This window comes from Colwellia sp. MB3u-55 (assembly GCF_014076785.1).
Lineage (GTDB): Bacteria > Pseudomonadota > Gammaproteobacteria > Enterobacterales > Alteromonadaceae > Colwellia_A.
On sequence record NZ_JACGUS010000119.1, the window covers coordinates 1 to 21,507 of the forward strand.

The 21,507-nt window shown below is 37.6% G+C and carries 19 protein-coding genes and 1 pseudogene; 5 read left to right on the top strand and 15 right to left on the bottom strand.

Annotation, left to right across the window (positions count from 1 at the left end; all coding sequences use genetic code 11):
• Nucleotides 1–28: 28 nt before the first annotated feature.
• The 6 genes and pseudogenes from H4J66_RS14715 to H4J66_RS14740 form a co-directional block, all read right to left on the bottom strand.
• A complete protein-coding gene (locus H4J66_RS14715; RefSeq protein ID WP_310650671.1) occupies nt 29–391 on the bottom strand; it encodes a nitrate reductase cytochrome c-type subunit in 363 nt (120 codons plus the stop codon).
• Nucleotides 392–527: 136 nt separating this feature from the next.
• A pseudogene (gene napA / locus H4J66_RS14720) lies at nt 528–3,010 on the bottom strand (nitrate reductase catalytic subunit NapA).
• The gene (locus H4J66_RS14725) at nt 3,007–3,312 is read right to left on the bottom strand and encodes a chaperone NapD (protein WP_182175766.1); all 306 of its coding nucleotides are present in this window, start codon (nt 3,310–3,312) and stop codon (nt 3,007–3,009) included. The pseudogene napA and the gene H4J66_RS14725 overlap by 4 nt, the downstream one beginning before the upstream one ends.
• A gap of 2 nt (nt 3,313–3,314) precedes the next feature.
• Nucleotides 3,315–3,455: a TIGR02808 family protein gene (locus H4J66_RS14730; protein WP_182175767.1), complete on the bottom strand. Its 141-nt coding sequence runs from the start codon at nt 3,453–3,455 to the stop codon at nt 3,315–3,317.
• Nucleotides 3,452–3,661, bottom strand: coding sequence for a 4Fe-4S dicluster domain-containing protein (locus H4J66_RS20830; protein WP_182203071.1), 210 nt, complete (start codon nt 3,659–3,661; stop codon nt 3,452–3,454). The genes H4J66_RS14730 and H4J66_RS20830 overlap by 4 nt, the downstream gene beginning before the upstream one ends.
• 26 nt (nt 3,662–3,687) lie before the next feature.
• Complete coding sequence (locus tag H4J66_RS14740; protein ID WP_182175769.1) at nt 3,688–3,990, bottom strand: 4Fe-4S dicluster domain-containing protein; 303 nt, start codon at nt 3,988–3,990, stop codon at nt 3,688–3,690.
• A gap of 421 nt (nt 3,991–4,411) precedes the next feature.
• Between H4J66_RS14740 and prfC the strand changes: the two genes are divergently transcribed.
• From prfC to H4J66_RS14760, 4 genes are all read left to right on the top strand, one after another.
• Nucleotides 4,412–5,995: a peptide chain release factor 3 gene (gene prfC, locus H4J66_RS14745; RefSeq protein WP_070376025.1), complete on the top strand. Its 1,584-nt coding sequence runs from the start codon at nt 4,412–4,414 to the stop codon at nt 5,993–5,995.
• A gap of 164 nt (nt 5,996–6,159) precedes the next feature.
• Complete coding sequence (gene argS, locus H4J66_RS14750) at nt 6,160–7,914, top strand: arginine--tRNA ligase (RefSeq protein ID WP_182175770.1); 1,755 nt, start codon at nt 6,160–6,162, stop codon at nt 7,912–7,914.
• Nucleotides 7,915–8,023: 109 nt separating this feature from the next.
• Entirely contained in the window at nt 8,024–9,163 is a 1,140-nt protein-coding gene (locus H4J66_RS14755) for an HDOD domain-containing protein (protein ID WP_182175771.1), read from the top strand.
• Between the two features lie 75 nt (nt 9,164–9,238).
• Nucleotides 9,239–10,057 (top strand): TatD family hydrolase, encoded by an 819-nt coding sequence (locus tag H4J66_RS14760; protein ID WP_182175772.1) that lies wholly within the window; start codon nt 9,239–9,241, stop codon nt 10,055–10,057.
• Nucleotides 10,058–10,091: 34 nt separating this feature from the next.
• Here H4J66_RS14760 and H4J66_RS14765 read toward each other — a convergent pair whose 3' ends face one another.
• Entirely contained in the window at nt 10,092–10,724 is a 633-nt protein-coding gene (locus H4J66_RS14765; protein WP_182175773.1) for an AhpA/YtjB family protein, read from the bottom strand.
• A gap of 104 nt (nt 10,725–10,828) precedes the next feature.
• On the opposite strand from H4J66_RS14765, the gene serB reads away from it, so the two are divergent.
• Nucleotides 10,829–11,887, top strand: a complete 1,059-nt coding sequence (gene serB, locus H4J66_RS20675; RefSeq protein ID WP_310650668.1) for a phosphoserine phosphatase SerB — start codon at nt 10,829–10,831, stop codon at nt 11,885–11,887.
• A 6-nt stretch (nt 11,888–11,893) separates the two neighbouring features.
• Here the strand turns inward: serB and H4J66_RS14775 are convergent, their stop codons facing one another.
• From H4J66_RS14775 to H4J66_RS14810, 8 genes are all read right to left on the bottom strand, one after another.
• Nucleotides 11,894–14,362, bottom strand: a complete 2,469-nt coding sequence (locus H4J66_RS14775; protein ID WP_182175774.1) for a PilZ domain-containing protein — start codon at nt 14,360–14,362, stop codon at nt 11,894–11,896.
• A 1,033-nt stretch (nt 14,363–15,395) separates the two neighbouring features.
• Nucleotides 15,396–15,617: a (Na+)-NQR maturation NqrM gene (gene nqrM / locus H4J66_RS14780; RefSeq protein ID WP_070376020.1), complete on the bottom strand. Its 222-nt coding sequence runs from the start codon at nt 15,615–15,617 to the stop codon at nt 15,396–15,398.
• Between the two features lie 62 nt (nt 15,618–15,679).
• A complete protein-coding gene (locus H4J66_RS14785; protein WP_182175775.1) occupies nt 15,680–16,714 on the bottom strand; it encodes an FAD:protein FMN transferase in 1,035 nt (344 codons plus the stop codon).
• Nucleotides 16,715–16,934: 220 nt separating this feature from the next.
• A complete protein-coding gene (gene nqrF, locus H4J66_RS14790; RefSeq protein WP_182175776.1) occupies nt 16,935–18,158 on the bottom strand; it encodes an NADH:ubiquinone reductase (Na(+)-transporting) subunit F in 1,224 nt (407 codons plus the stop codon).
• A 73-nt stretch (nt 18,159–18,231) separates the two neighbouring features.
• On the bottom strand, nt 18,232–18,855 hold the full coding sequence (gene nqrE / locus H4J66_RS14795; protein ID WP_182175777.1) for an NADH:ubiquinone reductase (Na(+)-transporting) subunit E: 624 nt from the start codon (nt 18,853–18,855) through the stop codon (nt 18,232–18,234).
• A 4-nt stretch (nt 18,856–18,859) separates the two neighbouring features.
• A complete protein-coding gene (locus H4J66_RS14800; protein WP_182175778.1) occupies nt 18,860–19,483 on the bottom strand; it encodes an NADH:ubiquinone reductase (Na(+)-transporting) subunit D in 624 nt (207 codons plus the stop codon).
• On the bottom strand, nt 19,483–20,301 hold the full coding sequence (locus H4J66_RS14805) for a Na(+)-translocating NADH-quinone reductase subunit C (protein WP_182175779.1): 819 nt from the start codon (nt 20,299–20,301) through the stop codon (nt 19,483–19,485). The genes H4J66_RS14800 and H4J66_RS14805 overlap by 1 nt, the downstream gene beginning before the upstream one ends.
• Entirely contained in the window at nt 20,294–21,505 is a 1,212-nt protein-coding gene (locus tag H4J66_RS14810) for an NADH:ubiquinone reductase (Na(+)-transporting) subunit B (protein ID WP_182175780.1), read from the bottom strand. The genes H4J66_RS14805 and H4J66_RS14810 overlap by 8 nt, the downstream gene beginning before the upstream one ends.
• Nucleotides 21,506–21,507 lie beyond the last annotated feature (2 nt).

The following is a 21,507-nucleotide window of genomic DNA, read 5'->3' on the forward strand; positions in this document are numbered from 1 at the left end:
CCTAAATTACGTTTAGTTAAACCAATATTTAATCATTACCTAACGATTCAACGGGTTTAAAAAGATTATCAACCAACTCAGGTGCATCAGCTTGTGTAAAATGGCATTTAGAACAAAAGTAGCGACGCGGAGAAACATCTGACAGTGTTTTACCGTCACGTGTCTCAAAGTGCGTTAAACTTATTTTGGTTGCGCCAGTTTCTCTCGCATACTTCCAACCATGACAAGTTAAACACTTATTACTGTCTTTATTGACCCGATAACCACGTATTTGATGAGGCGCAACAGGTGGTTGATGCACATAATTGCGCTGAATAGGGTTTTTATCTTTAATGACACGTTTAAGTGCTTCTGTACTTTTGGTTTCATTAATTTTAGCTATGCCACGAATAGTCTCTAAACCGCCTGACGTTACTTATTGATAAGCTTGTACGCCTAATGCCATGGCTAAACTGGCTGTTATCATTACTATTGATAATATTTTCATTTTTACCTCTACCCGGTAGATTAACTAAATTTAATTAGTGCTAAACAGTGACTTTTTTCACTTTTACCGCACATTTTTTGAAGTCAGTTTGTTTAGACAAAGGATCGGTAGCATCTAGGGTTAACTTATTAACCAATTTTTTTGCATCGAACCAAGGCATAAAAACTAAACCTTTCGGGGGTCTATTACGGCCACGAGTTTCAACACGAGATTTTACTTCACCTCGACGAGATTCGATCAGCACCTCATCACCACGGCGTGAACCTCTTACTTTAGCATCGTCAGGGTGGATAAATAATACCGCATCAGGAAATGCTTTATGAAGTTCAGGCACGCGCGCAATCATAGAGCCTGAATGCCAATGTTCAAGAACACGACCGGTACTCAGCCATAAGTCGAATTCTTCATCGGGTGACTCTGCCGCTGGTTCGTAGGGTAAGGCAAATATATTGGCTTTTTTATCTTTATGACCATAGAACTGCACTTCGCTACCTTTTTCTACATAAGGATCGTGACCCTCACGAAAACGCCACTTAGTCTCTTTACCATTAACAACCGGCCACCTCAGGCCACGCTCTTCGTGATAGCGATCAAAGGGGGCTAAATCATGACCATGTCCGCGGCCAAAAGTCGCATATTCTTCAAATAAGCCTTTTTGAATATAGAAGCCAAAATAATCACCTTCAAAGTTAGTATCACCTTTGGATTCACTCATCGGGAATTTATCTACATTACCGTTTGCATAAAGCACGTCAAACATAGTTTTGCCAGGGTATTCAGGATTTTTGGCAAGTAATTCTTCAGGCCATACTTCTTCAATTTTAAAACGCTTAGAAAATTCAACTATTTGCCATAAATCTGAACGCGCTTCACCCGGCGCACTTACTTGTTGATGCCAAAATTGTGTATGGCGCTCTGCATTGCCGTAAGCTCCCTCTTTTTCTACCCACATAGTCGTAGGTAAAATCAAGTCAGCGGCTTGTGCGGTTACCGTTGGGTAAGGGTCTGAAACGACAATGAAATTTTCTGGATTACGATAACCAGGGTTCCCTTCTTCATTGATATTTGGTCCGGCTTGCATGTTGTTATTACACATAACCCAATACACATTTAATTCGCCGTCTTTAAGCATACGATTTTGCTGAACGGCGTGATAACCGGGTTTACGTGGAATAGTACCTTCAGGTAATTTCCATATTTTTCAGCTATCGCTCTATGTTTAGGATTTTTAACAACGAGATCGGCAGGTAATCTATGTGAGAAAGTCCCTACTTCACGCGCCGTTCCTCAGGCTGACGGCTGTCCGGTTAATGAAAACAGGCTGTTACCCGGTTCAGATATTTTACCCGTTAATAAATACACGTTGTACATAAAATTATTTGCCCAAACACCACGAGTGTGCTGATTGAAACCCATCGTCCAAAACGAAGTCACTTTAACTTTAGGATCCGCATAAAGTTTAGCCCGTGTTAACAACTTATCTTCAGAAACGCCCGAAAGTTTTGACGTATATTCAATACTATAAGTACTAACAAATTTAGCAAAGTCATTAAAAATCTTCGACTTAGATTCGCCACTACCAGGGTTTTTAGCCACTTTTTGTAATGGATGAGAAGGACGTAAACCATAACCAATATCAGTAACACCTTCGCGAATATTGACATGCTTTTTCATAAAATCTTCGTTAACGGCATTATTTTGAATAATATAATTAGCAATAAAGTTTAATATCGCTAAATCTGTTTTTGGTGTAAAAATCATAACGTTATCAGTAAGTTCAAAACTTCGATGCTTATACGTTTACTTTTACATGAGGATGACTTAAACGACGATCAGCTAAACGCGACCATAAAATAGGATGCATTTCCGCCATATTAGAACCCCAAAGTACAAAGGCATCGGCGTGCTCTAAATCATCATAACAACCCATAGGTTCGTCGATACCAAAGGTACGCATAAAACCATCCACAGCTGACGCCATACAGTGACGGGCATTAGGATCAAGGTTGTTGGTTAAAAAGCCCACTTTCATTAATTTTGAAGCGGCATAACCTTCCCAAACAGTCCACTGACCCGAACCAAACATACCAACAGAGGTCGGTCCTTTTTTCTTTAAAGCAGCTTTAAATTTTCAGCCATAACATCAAGGGCGGTATCCCAGCTTACCGGTGTAAACTCACCTTCTTTGGCATAAACACCGTCTTTCATCCGTAATAACGGTTGAGTTAATCGGTCTTTACCGTACATAATTTTGGATAAAAAGTAACCTTTAATACAGTTGAGGCCTTTGTTAACTTCTGCTTGAGGGTCACCTTGAGTCGCGACCACTTTTCCTTCTTGTGTTCCAACAAGCACACTACAACCTGTGCCACAAAAACGACAAGGGGCTTTATCCCATTTAATGGTGGTATCCGACGATTTAGTCAGCAAGTTTGAAGCTAAAGATGGCACAGCAATGCCCGCAGCGACAGCAGTTGCTGCAATGGCGTTCGCTTTTATAAAATCACGTTTTTTTAATGTCATACCTTTATCCCCTGATGTTGTGGTAGCCCATAATCATTATGATGAAAAATCAATGATGAAGAGATCACATCCGGTAAATTACTCATATCTGTAATGGTGTTAATAAGGCCTTTGCCTTTTTCACCTCTGTTTAAATCATTTTCTTCTATGGTTACCACCATAGAACCGTTATCAGCAATTTCATGCACTTCAGCGCCAGGAAACCCACCAAGTTCTTTGGCCACTTTGGTGGTATTACTTGGCTGAGTAACAAAAAGCACACCAGCAATATTAATAGGTTTTTCTTCTAGTAGATTGATCATGATCATTCCCCAGCCGGCTTAATACCTAACATTTTTAAAAGCGCGATAGCGACTAAAGCGGTACAGGCAAAACCAGCTAAAAAAATAACAGGCATCGATGAATACACTAAGATATTCCAAATCATTTGTTCAAGAGCGCTCATATAACTCTCCTATTAGTGTGTGTGGGTTGCTCACCCACAGAATTTTTTGGTGTTAATTCAATAGATGATTGCGGGCAAATAGCAACACAGGCCCCACAATTTTTGCAGTCACTAAGTTTTATCTGGGATTGTGGTACTGATGAATTTATATATTTAAAAGATATAGCTTCTGTCTCACAGCACTCTTGACAACTTTGACAAAACACATCGTTAACTGCTAAGCAATCGCCCTTTATGGAGATACTAAATCCCAAGCATTAATTTCTGAAGCTAGTGCGCGTTCAGCAAAAAGTGGCTGTTGACAACTTTCAACGCACGCTTGACAAAAAGTACACTCTCCTTTTAAAAAGTTAACTTCCGGGAAACCGCCATCACCTTTTTGGATGATATTTTCAGGGCAAGACGTTAAACAGTCACCACACTGTGTGCAACCAGCAATAAAAGTGGCTTCATTGAGCACCCAAGGCAATCTGATTGCCGGAGCGGTTGTTAATTTTTTTGCTTTAAAAAAGTTTCGTCTAGCTAAATCAACCATGCTATCTCGTTATTTTCACATCATATTTCAGACTTTCTACCCAAGAGTAATCTATCTGATACACGAAGATGAGATATTGATTTTGATCAAGACTTTCAAATAATATGACTATTGATGTTTTTATTAAATTCAGAAAAAGCGAGCTTTTATTGACTTTATTATTGAATATCAACCTTAAAAATAACCAATCAAATAATTATTATCTGCACGATCACTTGCCACTTAATCAAATAACAAAATAAAAAGTGTTAATGTCTAGGATTCTTGCTAAAAATAATCATTTAAAGACAGTCCTCTAATGCGGCTATTTATATTTATGGTACAATGCGCGCAAAATTTAGGATTGTTCACATGTCCTTTCAGTATTTAAAAAAAGCATTTTATGTGCATCAGCATGTACACCAAAGAGAACTTTTAAAACATGACAACGCTACAGGCTAATGAAGTCAATCTAAGACGTACTTTCGCAATTATCTCTCATCCTGATGCGGGTAAAACCACCATCACTGAAAAAGTATTACTTTTTGGTCAGGCTTTACAACGAGCCGGCACGGTAAAAGGTAAAAAGTCAGGCCAGCATGCAAAGTCTGACTGGATGGAAATGGAGAAAGAGCGTGGTATTTCTATCACGACCTCTGTAATGCAATTTCCTTATAACGGTTGTTTAGTTAATTTACTGGACACACCTGGTCACGAGGATTTTTCAGAAGATACCTACAGAACACTCACCGCGGTTGATTCATGTTTAATGGTTATCGACGTAGCTAAAGGTGTTGAGGCACGTACTGTTAAGTTAATGGAAGTTACCCGTTTACGTGATACGCCCATCATTACTTTTATGAATAAAATGGATCGTGATGTTCGTGACCCTATGGAAGTTATGGATGAAGTAGAAGATGTACTGAAAATAAAATGTGCCCCTATTACTTGGCCGATTGGTATGGGTAAAGAATTTAAAGGTGTCTACAACATTTTAACTGACGAAATATTTTTATATAAGTCAGGACTTGGCCATATGATCCAAGAAGAAAGAATTATCAAAGGGCTTGATAACCCAGAGTTAGATAAGGTCATTGGAACTTATGCTGACGATTTACGTGAAGAATTAGAACTGGTTGCGGGTGCATCACATGAATTTAATTTGGAAGAGTTTTTAAAGGGTGAGCTAACGCCAGTATTCTTTGGTACGGCTTTAGGTAATTTTGGTGTTGACCATATGCTTAATGGTTTAACTAAATGGGCACCAAAACCCTTACCTCGTTTAACTGATGTTAGAGAAGTAACCGCTCAAGAAGAAAAATTCACTGGCTTTGTTTTTAAAATTCAAGCGAACATGGATCCAAAACATCGTGACCGTATTGCTTTTATGCGTATTTGTTCAGGTAAGTATGAAAAAGGCATGAAAATGCGTCAAGTACGTATTAACAAAGATGTAAAAATTGCCGATGCCGTAACGTTTATGGCTGGAGACCGTGCACATGTAGAAGAAGCCTACGCCGGCGATATTATCGGTTTACATAACCACGGTAGTATTCAAATCGGTGATACCTTTACTTCAGGCGAAATGATGAAATTTAGTGGTATTCCAAACTTTGCCCCTGAAATGTTTCGTCGTATTCGTTTACGTGATCCATTAAAGGCTAAACAATTACAAAAAGGTTTAATACAACTTTCAGAAGAAGGTGCTGTGCAAGTATTCAGACCTTTTAACTCAAACGAGATGATAGTTGGCGCGGTCGGTGTATTGCAGTTTGAAGTCGTTGTACAACGTTTAAAAACTGAATATAAAGTTGACGCTATTTACGAACCGATAAGTGTAGCAACTGCACGCTGGTGTACCTGTGATAATGAAAGAACACTAGAGCAATTTAGTAAAAAAGCTTATGACAATTTAGCACTAGATGGCGGTAATAACTTAACGTATATTGCTCCAACTATGGTGAATTTGAATTTGGCACAAGAGCGTCATCCTGACATTCAGTTCCACAAAACCCGAGAACACTAAATTTTTCTGCGTAGTAGGCATTTTATCGGCGTTGTTCGATACTTTTTATTGGCTCATTTAGTCAACTAAACTGACCAATAAAAAGTAATAAACGCTTTGCTAAAATGCCATCTACTTGCAAAAAATGAGCAAATAATTTCTATTATAAGAAAACAGAGATCAAAATGAATATTAAGCAATTACTAAGTGAAAAAGTATCTGCGGCCATGGTTTTGGCTGGATTGCCTGAAGGTACTAACCCAGCGGTAAGCCTGTCAAGTCGCCCTAATTTTGGTGACTACCAAGCGAATGGTGTTATGGGTGCAGCTAAAAAACTGAAAATGAACCCACGCGAATTAGCGACCACCGTTGTTAACCACTTAGAGTTAGCGGGTATTGCTGACCAAATAGAGTTAGCGGGACCGGGTTTTATTAATATTCATTTAGACAAATCATGGTTAGCCGCTCAACTTGCTAAAATGGCTGACGATGAAAAATTAGGTGTAACCCAGCGTGGTGCCACTCAAGAAGACAAAAAACAAACGGTTATCGTTGATTATTCAGCGCCAAACCTCGCCAAAGAAATGCATGTGGGCCACTTACGTTCAACCATTATCGGAGATGCCGTAGTACGTGCATTAGAGTTTCGTGGTGACAAAGTCATCCGCCAGAATCACATGGGTGACTGGGGCACACAATTTGGCATGTTATTGGCGCATTTAAGCGACAAACTTAATGCCAATGAAGTTGCTGAAACTGCACTTTCTGATTTAGAAAACTTTTACCGTGAAGCAAAAGTACGTTTTGATAACGAAGAAGGCTTTGCTGACCGTGCTCGTGATTATGTGGTAAAACTGCAAGGTGGCGACAAAGATTGCTTAGTATTATGGAAATTATTCATTGATATATCTATTGCCCACAGTGAAGATATTTATCAAAAACTTAATGTGACCTTAACCCGCGACGATATTATGGGCGAAAGTGCTTATAACGAAGATTTACCTAGGGTTGTTGATGAATTAATGACTAAGGGTATTGCTGAAGTTAGTGAAGGCGCAAAAGTGGTTTTCATTAATGAAATGGAAAATAAAGACGGTGATGCCCCCGTTTTTATTATCCAAAAAACCGGTGGTGGTTATTTATATGCGACCACAGATTTATCTGCTTGTCGCTACCGTAGCGATGAACTAAAAGCTGACCGTATCATTATTTTTACCGATGCCCGTCAAAGCTTACACTTTAAACAAGTAGAAATTGTAGCGCGTAAAGCTGGGTTACTGCCAGAACATGTTGGTTACGATCATTGCCCGTTTGGTATGATGATGGGCGACGATGGTAAGCCATTTAAAACAAGAACTGGCGGTACTATAAAATTAGCAGAATTACTTGACGAAGCCATTGTTCGTGCAAAAGCGGTCATTAAAGAAAAAAATCCAGATTATCCTGAAGATAAGCTAAATGAAATTGCATTGAAAGTAGGTATTGGCGCGGTTAAATTTGCTGATTTATCTAAGAATAGAACCAGCGACTATATTTTTAACTGGAAAACCATGTTGAGTTTTGAAGGCGCTACGGCTCCTTACTTGCAGTATGCTTATTCACGTATTCAAAGTATTTTCAGTAAGGCAAAAATTGAACAAGTAAACTTTAGCGCTGATATCACCATTATTGAACCACAAGAAAAAGCCTTAGCGTTAAAACTACTCCAGCTCGAAGAAGTGCTAGATGCGGTCATTGGCGAATCTATGCCTAACCTATTGTGCAATTATTTATATGAGTTAGCGAGTTTATACATGAGCTTCTACGAAGCTTGCCCTATTCTTAAAGAGGGCATTGACCAAGATGTAAAACAGTCTCGCTTAGCACTTTGTTTAAGTATCTCTAAGACCTTAAAACAAGGCTTAGATATTCTTGGCATTGACGTTATGGAACGCATGTAGTCTCCATAAAAGCATAGATGGCATTAGCCCTTGTTTACTGAAGGGGCAATGCCAAAAAATTGAAATTGTTTCAGCATATGGCAAGTATTAAGGTAGGAAGTGTCAATAAATGAAAGTGCTAATCGTTGATAATACAGACCAAAAACTCTTGCCATTAAAGCAGGAATTTTATAATGGTCCTTGCCAAACCGCTTATGTTGATAACGGCAAACATGCCTTAAAAGCCTTAAAAAAATATAAATTTGACGCTATTATTAGTGTTTTGGATTTAGGACAAATAAGTGGTTTAGATCTTCTTAAAGCCATAGCACTTAAACATCCTGCTATGATACGAATAGCAATTACTAGTGATAACATCGCACAGAGCCAGCTTAATGGTCAAACCACTAATAATTGCCATTACACTTACACACTGCCGCTTAATGTTGAAAACATTCATCAAACCATCAAAGCCCTTGGAGATGATAATAAAGCGATCACCAAAGATCATATTATCAAGGCCGTAGCCAAAGTTAAAACATTACCAAGCCCACCCAAAATCTATTTACAACTCAATGCAATTTTAGAAGAAAGTAATACCGATTCAGAAAAAATATCAGAGATAATTTCTCAAGACCCTGCACTAGCCGCTAAAGTATTGCAGTTTTCCAATAGTTCTTTTATGAACCAAGGCAGGCCAATCAACGATATTAGTGAAGCAATAACACGTATGGGACTAGAAACACTCTGCTGTATTGTTATGACTGCTGAACTTTTTTCTTATGAACCCGACATTGCTGACTTTTCATTGATCAAAGAACAACTACACTGTTTATCAACGGCCCGCTTGGCCGCTTCAATGGTGAAAGTAGAACTTAAGCGAGATGCTCTACTTGCGGGTTTATTGCACGACATTGGTAAAATTGTACTATTTGAGATGGACCCAACACTTACAAAAACATATTTTCAGTATCGGCTTAAAAATGCCAACAACAATGCCTTAGAGCAAAAAATATTTGGCACAGATCATAACCATGTCGGTGGCTACCTCCTACATCTGTGGAGCTTTTCTTATCATTTAATTGAGGCGGTAGTTATGCATCATCAGCCGGAGAAGCTCTTAAAAAAATCATTTGGTATCGCACAAGCCGTTTATCTAGCCGATATATTATTAAGAGAGCAACAACCCGAGCCAAAATTTATCGAACATTTTAAATTAGAAAATGTACTTGGCGCTTTAGAAAAAAGAGCAACAAAGCTAAGACAGTAATCAACAAGCTGAACTTTAGATAAGCTATAATTTCACACACCCATTATTTGCACTTCAAGTAAAGTCGATTATTTTATGAAATTTACCGATAGCCACTGTCACTTAGATTTCAAAGCTTTTACCCCTAAAGGTAGTGCTTCAACAAATTTACTGCTCGAGCAATGTGCAAAAAAAAGTATTCATCAAATTATTGTTCCTGCCGTTAGACCAGATAACTGGCAAAATGTTTTAAGCTTAGCCCACCATAATAAAAACCAACCTTTGAGTGGTTGCAATATTTTTCCCTGTTTAGGTATTCATCCTTGGTTTTTAGAGGGGTTAACGCAAAAAAATCTCGATGACTTATCGCAAAAAACATTAGAGAATAAAACACAAATAATTGCAATTGGCGAAGCTGGGCTTGATGGCATTATCGCAAAACAGCAAGATAATATTAACCAACAAATGTTATTTTTCGAATTCCAACTTAACCTGGCACAACAGCATCAACTGCCGATTATTGTTCATCACCGGCGCACGCACAACGAAACTATCACACTATTAAAACAAGTAAAAATTTCTCGAGGAGGTATCATTCATGCTTTTTCAGGAAGCTACCAGCAGGCTTGCCAATATATAGACTTGGGATTTAAATTAGGCATCGGTGGCACAATCACCTACCCTAGAGCGGAGAAAACAATAAAAGCCATTAAGCGCTTACCTTTGAGTAGCCTAGTATTAGAAACAGATGCACCTTCGATGCCGCTAAATGGTTTTCAAGGCGAAGATAACTCACCTCTGCGTGTTATTGATGTATTTGAAAGATTAGCCGAATTGCGCCAAGAGAGCAAAGAGGAGATAGCAGAAAAAATTGAAGATAATATTTCAACCCTCTTTCAGTTGGCTCAACGATGAAAGGGATTAACTAGCTCTATTAAATGATGCCGACTTAACTCAGCCTTTTATCTTTATTAACTAATCTAAACCCCTGACGACTAAATCGGTTGAGACCTCTGGTAAGCAGAAAGCCAACAACTCCAGCGATTATCATCATAAAACGTAACAGCGTAAACTGTTGATCATTATTTTTTAATAACTTATTGGTTAAATAGTTTTTGTCTAGGGTTAAGCGAACGTAGCCAATCAATCTTTCTTTACGGATTTCACTAACGAAAGGCACGGCGAATTCGCTCTTATTTAATTTATATTCAGACAGCCCAAAAAGAGCTTTAACACTTTTTGCATTTTGACTGCTAATAATTAATTGCCCAGATAAATCATAGAGATGAATTTCTTTTATTACCTCAGCCAGTTGTAATTCATCAACGTAGTTTTGCAGTAATTGTCGACTCTCTTTCGTGTTAACCTCGGTGATTAATACAGATAAACCTGCTGAAGCTTGTTGCAAATACTGCTGGCCAATATCATAAAAGTGTTGATCGATAGTTTGCTTATTTTGTGTCTGGCTGTATATCCATAGATTCATTAGAACGACAATAAAGACAATCGCTATAGCTAATTGCATAATTTTATTATAAATGGATGATAATTTAGGGTATAAAGGCTGTTCTATTTGTGTCATAGCACTACAAATGTATAAAATTTATCATTACGTTCATTTTTATACTATAGCATTATTCATTGAAAATAATCGCTAAAACTAACATTCACATAAAAGGCGGTACTGTGTCCATTGCTATTAAACGTTTTTCCCTTGAGCATATTCAACAACTTACTTTAGCTGAGTTTATTTCTTCAACAACATCAGAAAAATGTTTACCTTGCTTTACCACTTTCGAAGGTAATGACTGGTGCGTTGATCAGCGCCTTACCCAACAACAAGGTGGTCAAACGTGTTTAGCCGAGAAGACACACACTAAAACCCCCTTAGAGCTTGTAGTTTTCAGTGAAATTAGTCTTAGTATGCTCAGTAATTTAATCAGTCAATGCCAACTATCAATTTGGGCGGTAAATGCTATCAATCTAAGGAATAATCTTACCAGCTATCGCTTTACCGTTACCTGTGCAAACTTAAAAACGGCAAGAGAAAACTTAGTCAACTTTACCCTCAGCAATAAAATCGAAGCCGCACTGATTGAAAACGCGCCAAAATTATCAGAGCCAGGTATTTTGGTTATGGATATGGACTCCACGACCATAGAAATTGAATGTATCGATGAGATTGCAATACTTGCAGGTGTTGGAGAACAAGTGGCGGCCGTTACTGAACTTGCTATGCTTGGTGAACTTGATTTCGCACAAAGCTTGCACCAACGGGTCGCCACCTTAAAAGGTTCCTCAGAAAGCATTTTGGCTGAGGTTGCCGAGAATATCCCGTTAATGACTGGTTTAGAGATACTTGTTAGTACATTAAAATCCCATGGTTGGAAAGTTGCGATTGCCTCAGGTGGCTTTACTTACTTTGCCGATCACTTAAAAGATTTACTGGCACTTGATGTCGCACATGCTAATACTTTAGAAATTATTGATGGCAAGTTAACGGGTAAAGTTTTAGGGGATGTTGTTGATGCACAGGCAAAAGCAGATTGTTTAGTCGCTTTACAAAAGAAATATCACTTAGCTAAGGAACAAACCGTCGCTATGGGTGATGGTGCCAATGATTTAGTCATGATGGCGGCGGCACATTTGGGCGTAGCATTTCATGCTAAGCCACTAGTTTTAGCAAAGGCAGACAGTGCCATTAATGCCGATGGTCTTGATTGTCTTTTACACTGGCTAGCGTAGAGCCCTTTAAATAACAGCACTTAATAGCTCATGACGAACTAAAGTTTCTTGAGTAATATCAAGAAACTGCATAACGCCAGCAACACTCCAAATATCTTGCTCTATTTGTTTACCACGATGAATAGCATAGGAACTGATATAGCTTAATTCTGGGTTAAGATAGTCCATGTCGGGATCATCAGTTCGAGATAATCTAACTTGTACACAAAAGAATAAACCACGATTTAATGCTCGCGATATAAACATTCGTTGCAATATCGGCGACTCTAATTCGCTTGCTGTTTTGGTCGTAACCGCTTGATCAATTATTTCATTATCTAAATTTACAGCAATATATAATGTCTCAAGCACCGGAGTATCATCGGTTTGCATTTTCTTCAGTGGTAAGGTTAAGGTACTAGTTGCTTGTAAATTATTGAGTAAAGGATATAGGTTATACTGCGATGGCGAATCACTTAACTGTTTCATAACCGGTAATAATTTATCTTTAACGGTACCACAAACGATAGCTTCTAATTTATAACGACTGCCACTGGTTTGTACCATTAATGTCGGAATAGTTAAACTTCTACTGTAAATATTTCTTAATGCCTTAGCAAGGCCAGGTATCATTAAGGCATATTCGTCTGGGGTTAACTTGTCACGATTTTTTGTAATTAATGCTTTAAAAAATGCTCTTCCCATATGTTGATGCTTTTCAACATAAACCCGTAAGTTAAGTATGTTTTTCTTTTTATTAACTCGCATAACTTCATAAGGCAAACCTTTTAAATCAAAGGCTGAGGTAATCTTTTGCAAGCCAGGAAAAGTTAAATAGACAACGTCTCCTTTGTTTAATACCGAGGGCTTATCAAGTTCTAGTTTTAAACCTAAAATAGAAAAATCATGCGATTTACCCGAGCAACGAACACCTGCAATTTCAAGTTCAACAGGAGTAACATATTTAAATCTTGACTCTTGTCGTTGATTTTTATAATTAATGCCCACTTCATCCATCAACAGCGGTGATGTAAGTCGTTTATGACCAAAGTTTTTTAACCGAATTGTATCAATGTTTTTAAATGAAAGTCGTTGATACTGCTTAGTTGATGCTGGGTTGGTTACATCACTAGCGACCACGATACTTTGCAGATTATGAAGCGTTTCTATTGCATCACTAGGGATAGGGAGATTTAAGTATTCATTCTTTTTTGTTAGCGTATTCGATAACGTTAACGGAGAATGCGCTTTATCAATATCAACGTCCATAATCGATAGTTGAGTAATAGCAAAGCTCGGCTTTGACGCAGCAAAACCTAAAAATTGTACCTTAAAATCACTATCATTATTTAATTGCTCAACATCTGCCGTATAAAAAAATAATTTACCTTGGCTTATGTGCACGAAACTATAAACTAATAATGATTTACCTAAAGCATGGGTTTTTCTCATTCTGAGCAAGCGTTCAGGTGTTATCAGACAGTATAAGGTTGAGTGGCGATTTTCATCTTGCCAATATTGAAAAGTGGCTTGGTTATTATGACAGGTGAGCGCGTATCTAGGTAAAATTTCACCTTTGTTATCTTCTACAAAAATCGGTAATTCATTTAATTTAGGTAAACTATATTGCTCAAAGCTACGTGATTGAATAGCATGAATAGTATTGTCTAGATTGACTTTATAACGGCGTTTATTACCTTGGATAAAGCCCTGAAGAAAAGTTTGAAAACCGTCAACGCGTTTATCTTTCGAATAAACTCTCTGACAGCTAATCAACTGAGTTTTATCAATTTTTTGTATATTTTTAACTTCAAAATTAAAACTTTTTTCTTTGCCAAATTGAAATTCGTCTTCGAGACCTCGAAACCGAATATTTATATGTTGTCCAACCGTAATTATGTTTTTAAAATTAAAGCGAAACTTACACCCCTCAACACTGATATCTGAACTCGTACACTCGTATTCATTTTTATCGTTTTCAAGCAGTATGTCTAAGGTAATAGCGAAATTCATTCGCTCTTCACTACGATTATGGTATGGACCAAAAGTAAACAAACTTGCTGGGTACTGCGTTTTTTCAAAGAGCTTACCGGCTTTTGTCGTTTCAACCTGTACCGGTTTACCCATGTTACTTTTTTCTTTTTGATATATAACTCGAAAGTTATTTTCAGTGTTCATTACGGCTTCGTAAACACCAAAAGTATATCCCTGATAAAAACCTATATTTTCTTGATATACTTTAATCGCAATATCATCAAGATAGTGAACGCGTCCATCATGATCAAAAGACCGACATTCTCCATCAACATGGCCACGCAAATCGATTAATCGCGTACATGCAACAGCTAAACGCTTGAGCTCCATTTTAAGTAAAAATCGCTCTGTTTTGGGGATATGTTGAGTCATCGCAGAAAAGTTTGTTTCAAAATCGTTCTTTAAAACCTTCCCATTAAACTGTTCAATTATCTTTTGGTACTTTGAAAAATCTGTAGTCATATCTGCTTTAGTTTCTTTTAGTAACACTTATGATACGCAATGAATTGAAAACAATAATCATTTACTTCCTATGTAGTAAATCTACTATAAATTAATTTGTAATGAAATAACATCAGTAAGAAATATCATTAAAACTAATATGTTATCTAGATACTAGCTTATATTAAAAATAGTAGAGCAAAAATTATGCCCCATAAGAAAAATAGAATTAAAAAAACAAATTAACACCTATAGGTACAGCTAATACAACCCAGTCTATGCGGGGGATAGAACAGTAAATCATCGTTAAAGGATACAAGGATATAGATGAATTTAATCTGGCTAAGTAAGCCTATCACAATAACAATTTACCGCATTTATCACAAAAGATCGGCAATAATAAAAAATTACAAATATTTGACACTATGCACCTAGTAAGTAAAGAGGACTTTTATCTAAGTCACTTAATTCTACCCTATGATGATTAGGCTATTGTATTAAACAGTTCGCTGTTAATTTCTAATCGTAATAACGCGCACAGACACATTTTCATACAACAATGATGTGCTACTTTACAACAATCTTGCTGTCAGTGTTACACCCATCATTGTGGCTAGCAATTAATAACTAAGTACTTCTTTAACAAATTCACACATTTTAGCTACCACGTAAATTACCCAGTGATTTCTCTTTTATAGTAATACATATATAAGTTTATAGTTCGAGTACTGCAAAAACACTCGTCACCGTTGAAAACATTGACTTAAAAGGTGATAGTTCAGATAAGCTTTGTCGATACTTGTAGTCGTTCATGGGCTGAACAGACCTGCAAATATACTATTGAGTTTTTTAATCCTATGATTTTTGATCGTAGGTGAAATGTAACATTGGAGGGGATGGAGATTCATATTATGAATAAGTTAAGTATGGCTTAACAAATTATTGATATTATACATTATTAGCCAATTTCATTGAAAATCCTTAGTGTTAAACAGTATCCACATTTATTAGATACTGATTATGTTTCTCAAGCCAGAATAAAAGTATTACTCATTTAGATAATTTTAATATCAATCATCTGCTCTTTAGCAGCAGCAATACGTTCGCGCTCTTGGCGTTTCTCACAAGGGTTATCGCAATTACACGACTTATCAATACCCACTGTTGCTAATCCGCCGCAACTGCCTGCTAACGACTTTTGTTGAAAGATATAGCCAACCGACATAGCAACAACAACTACAAGGAAAAAACCTAAAGTGATCATAAATATCATCATAAACTAACCCACTTATCTTCTTTATCTATTAAGATGAATAAACAGTAACTCGTTTTAATCAGTTACTTTAAATACTGCATGAATTTTACCGTGCTTTGCTCAACAAAGCCATGCTCTGTCTTCGCAATAATGTAAGCAGCTATACCATTTTTCTCTGCAAAGTCGATGGCTTTTACTTCCCCCATAACCATCATCGCCGTAGACAGACCGTCTGCGGTCATAGAAGATGGATGAATAACTGTTACTGAGACTAACTTATGATTGATAGGTTTGCCCGTCGCCGGATCAATAATATGTGAAAAACGTTGACCATCTTTGGCTTGATAATAATTACGATAATCGCCTGAAGTTGCCACTGCATTATTTTTTGGTATGATCACTTGATAGACAGAGCGATGCTCACCACTTGCATCCTGAATAGGCTTTTCTATCGCAACATGCCAAAGCTCACCGGTATGTTTAAAACCTTTTAAACGCATTTCTCCACCAATTTCTATTAGGTAATTATTAATGCCCTTTTCTTCTAAATATTCTGCGACTATATCGACCCCATAACCTTTGGCAATGGTTGATAAATCGACATAAAGGCTAGGCGTTTTTTTAGAAAGTTTATTGCCGTTTAACACCAGCTTTGACAAGCCTATTTGTTGGCGCGCTAACAGTAAAGCCTCGGCCGTTGGTATAGTATTTGGACGATATTCAGGGCCAAACCCCCAAAGGTTGACTAATGGCCCAACAGTAATATCAAGATTGCCTTCACTTAATTGCCCCAGACGAATCGCTTCTTTAATAACGCGTTGTAACCCAACAGATATTGCGACAGGCGTAAGCGATATCGATGTGTTAAATCGTGATAATTCAGAATCAACGATATAGGTCGACATTTCTTGATTTAATTGCACCAATAGTGCGTCAATGCCTGTATGGACTTGTTCAGTATCAGCCAAATTATTATCAATGACCACTTTAATATTATACGTAGTCCCCATAGTACGACCTTGCAACAAAACTTCTTGCTTACTTAAATCACTACTTGGAAAGCAACCAGCTATAAACACCAGAATAAAACTGATAATCAATACTTTTACTTTAATCATTTTTGATACCTATAAATTTATTATTTAGGTAAAACGTCTAGGTAAAACGCCTTATATAAATAATAAAAGACGACCAAAGCCGTCTTTTACAATGCACTATTATCAAGTGACTTTTAACTCAAAACTAGTTCACTTTAAAACAATGAGATGGCGCGGAACTGATAATAGTCAATAACCACCTTCTCTACCGCTATTAAGTAAAATAGCAAAGAAATAGACACTATCCACCGAAGTCATCTAACATGATGTTCTCGTCTTCTACGCCTAAGTCTTTAAGCATATGAATAACAGCAGCATTCATCATTGGAGGACCACACATGTAGTACTCACAATCTTCTGGTGCTTCATGATCTTTTAAGTAGTTTTCATAAAGTACATTATGAATAAAACCTGTCATGCCTTCCCAGTTATCTTCAGCTTGTGGATCTGATAACGCAACATGCCATTTGAAGTTGTCATTCTCAGCGGCTAAGCCGTTGTAATCATCTTCATAGAACATTTCACGCTTAGAACGAGCACCATACCAGAACGACATTTTACGCTTAGACTGTAAACGTTTAAGTTGATCAAAAATGTGTGAACGCATTGGCGCCATACCGGCACCACCACCAATAAAGACCATTTCATTATCTGATTCTTTAGCAAAAAACTCGCCAAAGGGACCAGAAATAGTGACTTTGTCGCCAGACTTAAGGCTGAAGATATATGATGACATTTTACCTGCTGGTAAATGTAAACGTCCTGGAGGAGGCGTAGCAATACGCACGTTAAGCATAATAATGCCTTCTTCTTCAGGATAGTTAGCCATTGAATATGCACGTAACGTTGGCTCGTCAACTTTTGATTCAACATCAAAGAAGCCAAAATGATTCCAATCGCCTTTGTACTGTTGATCAATATCAAAATCACTATATTTTACATGATGAGCTGGAGCTTCTATTTGAATATAACCACCGGCTTTAAACGGAACAGATTCCCCATTGGGTATTTGAAGTTTAAGTTCTTTAATGAAAGTTGCTTGGTTATCATTAGAGATAACTTCACATTCCCATTGTTGAACACCGAAGATTTCGTCTTCCACTTCAATAACCATATCTTGCTTAACAGCAACCTGACAGGCTAAACGACAACCTGTTTTAGCTTCACGCTTAGTGATATGACCCGTTTCAGTTGGTAAAATGTCGCCACCACCTGAATGCACGTCAACACGACATTGACCACAAGTACCACCACCACCACAAGCAGAAGGAATAAAAATCCCTTGATCTGCTAAAGCGCCAAGAAGCTTGCCACCAGCAGCGGTTACTACTGATTTATTTGGGTCGCCATTTATACTAATTGTTACGTCACCTGAAGAGACTAACTTAGATTTAGCAAATAAAATCACTAAAACTAATGCTAACACTATCGCGGTAAACATCGATATGCCGAGAATGATTTCCATCGACTTTTCCTTAAATTATCTAGGGCCTAAGCTCAAATTACTTTTTGTAATAAGTGACTTAGACCGATATTTTTTAAAGTGAAATACCACCAAAAGAAAGAAAGCCAAAAGCCATCAATCCAGCGGAGATAAACGTGATACCTAAACCTTTCAAACCATCTGGTACGTCAGAATATTTCATCTTTTCACGTATAGCAGCCAACAACACAATAGCTAACATCCAACCCACACCAGAGCCAATGCCGTAAACAACACTTTCACCCAAGGTTAAATTTTTCGCTACCATAAAGGATACCGCACCAAAAATTGCACAGTTAACAGTGATCAAAGGTAAAAATATACCTAAGGCTTGATACAAAGCAGGAAAATATTTGTCTAAAATCATTTCCAAAATTTGTACTAAAGCAGCAATAACACCGATAAAGGTAATAAATGATAAAAAGCTTAAATCGATTGAATCTTTCTGCTCAGTAATACCCATCATACTATCTAAAGCGCCTGGCGCTAAAATAGCTTGATAAATAATTTGGTTAGCTGGAACAGCTAAACCTAGTACCACCACAACCGCAACACCTAGACCAATGGCTGTACTTACTTTCTTAGACACCGCTAAGAAAGTACACATACCCAAAAAGAAGCTTAATGCCATATTCTCAATAAATATGGTTTTAATAAAAATACTTAAATAATGTTCCATGGGGCTAATCCTTCTCTACTTGTTCTGGTTTCCACTGGCGTACAGCCCAGATAATTAAACCAATAATGAAGAATGAACTAAATGGTAAGACTAATAAGCCATTACCTTGGTACCAACCATCGTTTTGAACTAATTTAAATACTTCAACACCAAAGATCTCACCAAAACCAAATAATTCACGGAAAAAAGCAACAACCATCAAAACTGCGCCGTAACCTAAACCATTACCAATACCATCTAAAAAGCTGACACCCGGCTTTTCTTTCATAGCAAAGGCTTCTGCACGGCCCATTACAATGCAGTTAGTAATGATCAAACCAATGAAAACTGACAACTCTTTCGACAACTGATAAGAGAAGGCTTTTAACACTTGGTCAACCACAATAACTAACGACGCTATAATCGCCATTTGCACAATAATACGCACACTTGATGGAATATGATTACGCACAAGTGAGATAAAAAAGTTAGAGAAGCCTGTAACTAGCATTACCGCTATGGTCATAACCAAAGCGTTTGCCATTGAACTGGTTACCGCTAGAGCAGAACAAACACCTAGTACCTGTAAGGCGATAGGGTTGTTATCTACAATAGGTCCAAATAGTACTTTTTTAGTATCTGAAGACATTAGTTCATCTCTCCTTCGCTAGCAACACTGCGGTATTTAGCAATAAAAGGTCCATAACCTTGCTCACCTAACCAAAAATGTAAGGTATTTTGTACGCCATTACTGGTTAATGTAGCCCCTGACAATGCGTCAACGCCATGAATATCTCCGGCTTTAGCACCACCTTTAATCACGTTAATAGCCACTTCACCGCTATCATTGTAAATTTTCTTACCTGGCCATAAAGCTTTCCACTTAGGGTTAAGCACTTCAGCGCCTAAACCTGGAGTTTCTTTTAAGTCAGAATAAATAAGACTACGAACGGTATTTAAATTTGGCGCTAAACCAATATAACCGTACATTAAATCCCACAGCCCTGAACCAACAATAGGTAAAACCAGAGTATTTAGCTGGCCTTGCTCATTATTAACTAAATAAACAACAGCATGATTAGCTCGGCGATTAATACCTGCAGTATCGTTAGTAAGCTTTGAGCTTTTAGCAGCATTACGAGCGTCTGCACGTTCGTCAAATATATCAGTGTTACCTTCAATAATATTCCCTGAATCTAGGTCAATCATCTTAGCTTCAACATATTTTTCAAATGTTGCAACGATACTTTTAGGTTCACTACCTGAAGCTTTAATATTTTCTGTTTTCAAAGCTAATGTTAATAAGCCAGAAGCTTCAAGAATTTTAGTTTGCTTATCAAGCAGTTTATTAGCTTGTTGTAACGGTTTTAAACTAATCGCAGCAACAGAGACTAATGCAGCACAAACCAGACAAACTAAAAACACAAAGCCGATTGTTTTAATTGGAGTTTCTTTATTACTAGACATTACGAGCGAGCCTCCGTTTGATATTCCCTTGAACAACAAAATAGTCGAAAAGAGGAGCGAATAAATTAGCAAATAAAATAGCTAACATAATTCCTTCAGGGTATGCCGGATTAACTACACGTATGAGTACAACCATTACGCCAACTAATGCACCAAACCAGTATTTACCCGTGTTAGTAAAAGACATAGTGACAGGGTCAGTAGCCATAAACATCATACCAAAAGCAAAGCCACCTGTGACTAAGTGCCAATACCATGGCATAGCAAACATTGCGTTCGTATCACTACCAATACTGTTAAACAGTAAAGAAGTAAACACCATGCCAACGAATACGCTTAAGACAATACGCCACGAAGCAATACCTTTATAAAGAATGTATGCACCACCTAAGAAAATAGCAGCTGTTGATACTTCACCCATTGACCCTGGAATAAAGCCCAAGAATGCATTCCACCAGTTAGTATTGATTGCAAAATCAACCGACCCTGGAATTGCTGCTGCTGCAGCACTTAATGGAGTCGCACCTGAGTAACCATCAACAGCAACCCAAACAGCATCACCTGATAATTCACCTGGATAAGCAAAAAACAGAAAAGCACGGCCAGCTAGCGCAGGGTTCAAGAAGTTTTTACCTGTACCACCAAAAATTTCTTTAGCAATAACAATACCGAAAGTAATACCAATAGCAACTTGCCATAATGGAATTGTTGCAGGCAAGATCAAGGCAAACAAAATTGAACTAACAAAAAAACCTTCGTTAACTTCATGCTTGCGCACTGAAGCAAATAGAACTTCCCAAAAGCCACCAACAATAAAGGTAGTTGCATAAATAGGTAAGAAGAACACTGCTCCATAAAGCATTTTACCTAAGACACTCGAGTCAGCAGATAAACTCCCTCCAAGAAATTCGAACAAGCCTACTTGCCAAGTATCAGGTAAAGCATAACCAGCAGCTAAAGCATCAGCTGCTTGAAAACCAATGTTGTACATACCAAAAAACATAGCAGGGAAAACAGCTAACCATACTGTTATCATGATGCGTTTTAAGTCAATACTGTCACGAACGTGAGTAGCACCTTTGTTCACTTGACCAGGAGTAAATAAACCGGTGGCTACAGCTTCATACAAAGCGTACCACGTTTCTAGCTTACCGCCTTTTTCAAATTGCGGTTCAATATCTTCAATATACTTTTTCAAGCCCATGT

Coding starts and splice junctions, on each gene's coding strand:
- H4J66_RS14730 (WP_182175767.1), bottom strand. CDS start 3,455: ATGAGCGCTCTTGAACAAATGATTTGGAATATCTTAGTGTATTCATCG.
- H4J66_RS14810 (WP_182175780.1), bottom strand. CDS start 21,505: ATGGGCTTGAAAAAGTATATTGAAGATATTGAACCGCAATTTGAAAAA.
- H4J66_RS14805 (WP_182175779.1), bottom strand. CDS start 20,301: ATGTCTAGTAATAAAGAAACTCCAATTAAAACAATCGGCTTTGTGTTT.
- prfC (WP_070376025.1), top strand. CDS start 4,412: ATGACAACGCTACAGGCTAATGAAGTCAATCTAAGACGTACTTTCGCA.
- H4J66_RS14725 (WP_182175766.1), bottom strand. CDS start 3,312: ATGATCAATCTACTAGAAGAAAAACCTATTAATATTGCTGGTGTGCTT.
- H4J66_RS14755 (WP_182175771.1), top strand. CDS start 8,024: ATGAAAGTGCTAATCGTTGATAATACAGACCAAAAACTCTTGCCATTA.
- H4J66_RS14785 (WP_182175775.1), bottom strand. CDS start 16,714: ATGATTAAAGTAAAAGTATTGATTATCAGTTTTATTCTGGTGTTTATA.
- H4J66_RS14765 (WP_182175773.1), bottom strand. CDS start 10,724: ATGACACAAATAGAACAGCCTTTATACCCTAAATTATCATCCATTTAT.
- H4J66_RS14775 (WP_182175774.1), bottom strand. CDS start 14,362: ATGACTACAGATTTTTCAAAGTACCAAAAGATAATTGAACAGTTTAAT.
- H4J66_RS14800 (WP_182175778.1), bottom strand. CDS start 19,483: ATGTCTTCAGATACTAAAAAAGTACTATTTGGACCTATTGTAGATAAC.
- nqrM (WP_070376020.1), bottom strand. CDS start 15,617: ATGATGATATTTATGATCACTTTAGGTTTTTTCCTTGTAGTTGTTGTT.
- H4J66_RS14740 (WP_182175769.1), bottom strand. CDS start 3,990: ATGGTTGATTTAGCTAGACGAAACTTTTTTAAAGCAAAAAAATTAACA.
- argS (WP_182175770.1), top strand. CDS start 6,160: ATGAATATTAAGCAATTACTAAGTGAAAAAGTATCTGCGGCCATGGTT.
- nqrF (WP_182175776.1), bottom strand. CDS start 18,158: ATGGAAATCATTCTCGGCATATCGATGTTTACCGCGATAGTGTTAGCA.
- nqrE (WP_182175777.1), bottom strand. CDS start 18,855: ATGGAACATTATTTAAGTATTTTTATTAAAACCATATTTATTGAGAAT.
- H4J66_RS14760 (WP_182175772.1), top strand. CDS start 9,239: ATGAAATTTACCGATAGCCACTGTCACTTAGATTTCAAAGCTTTTACC.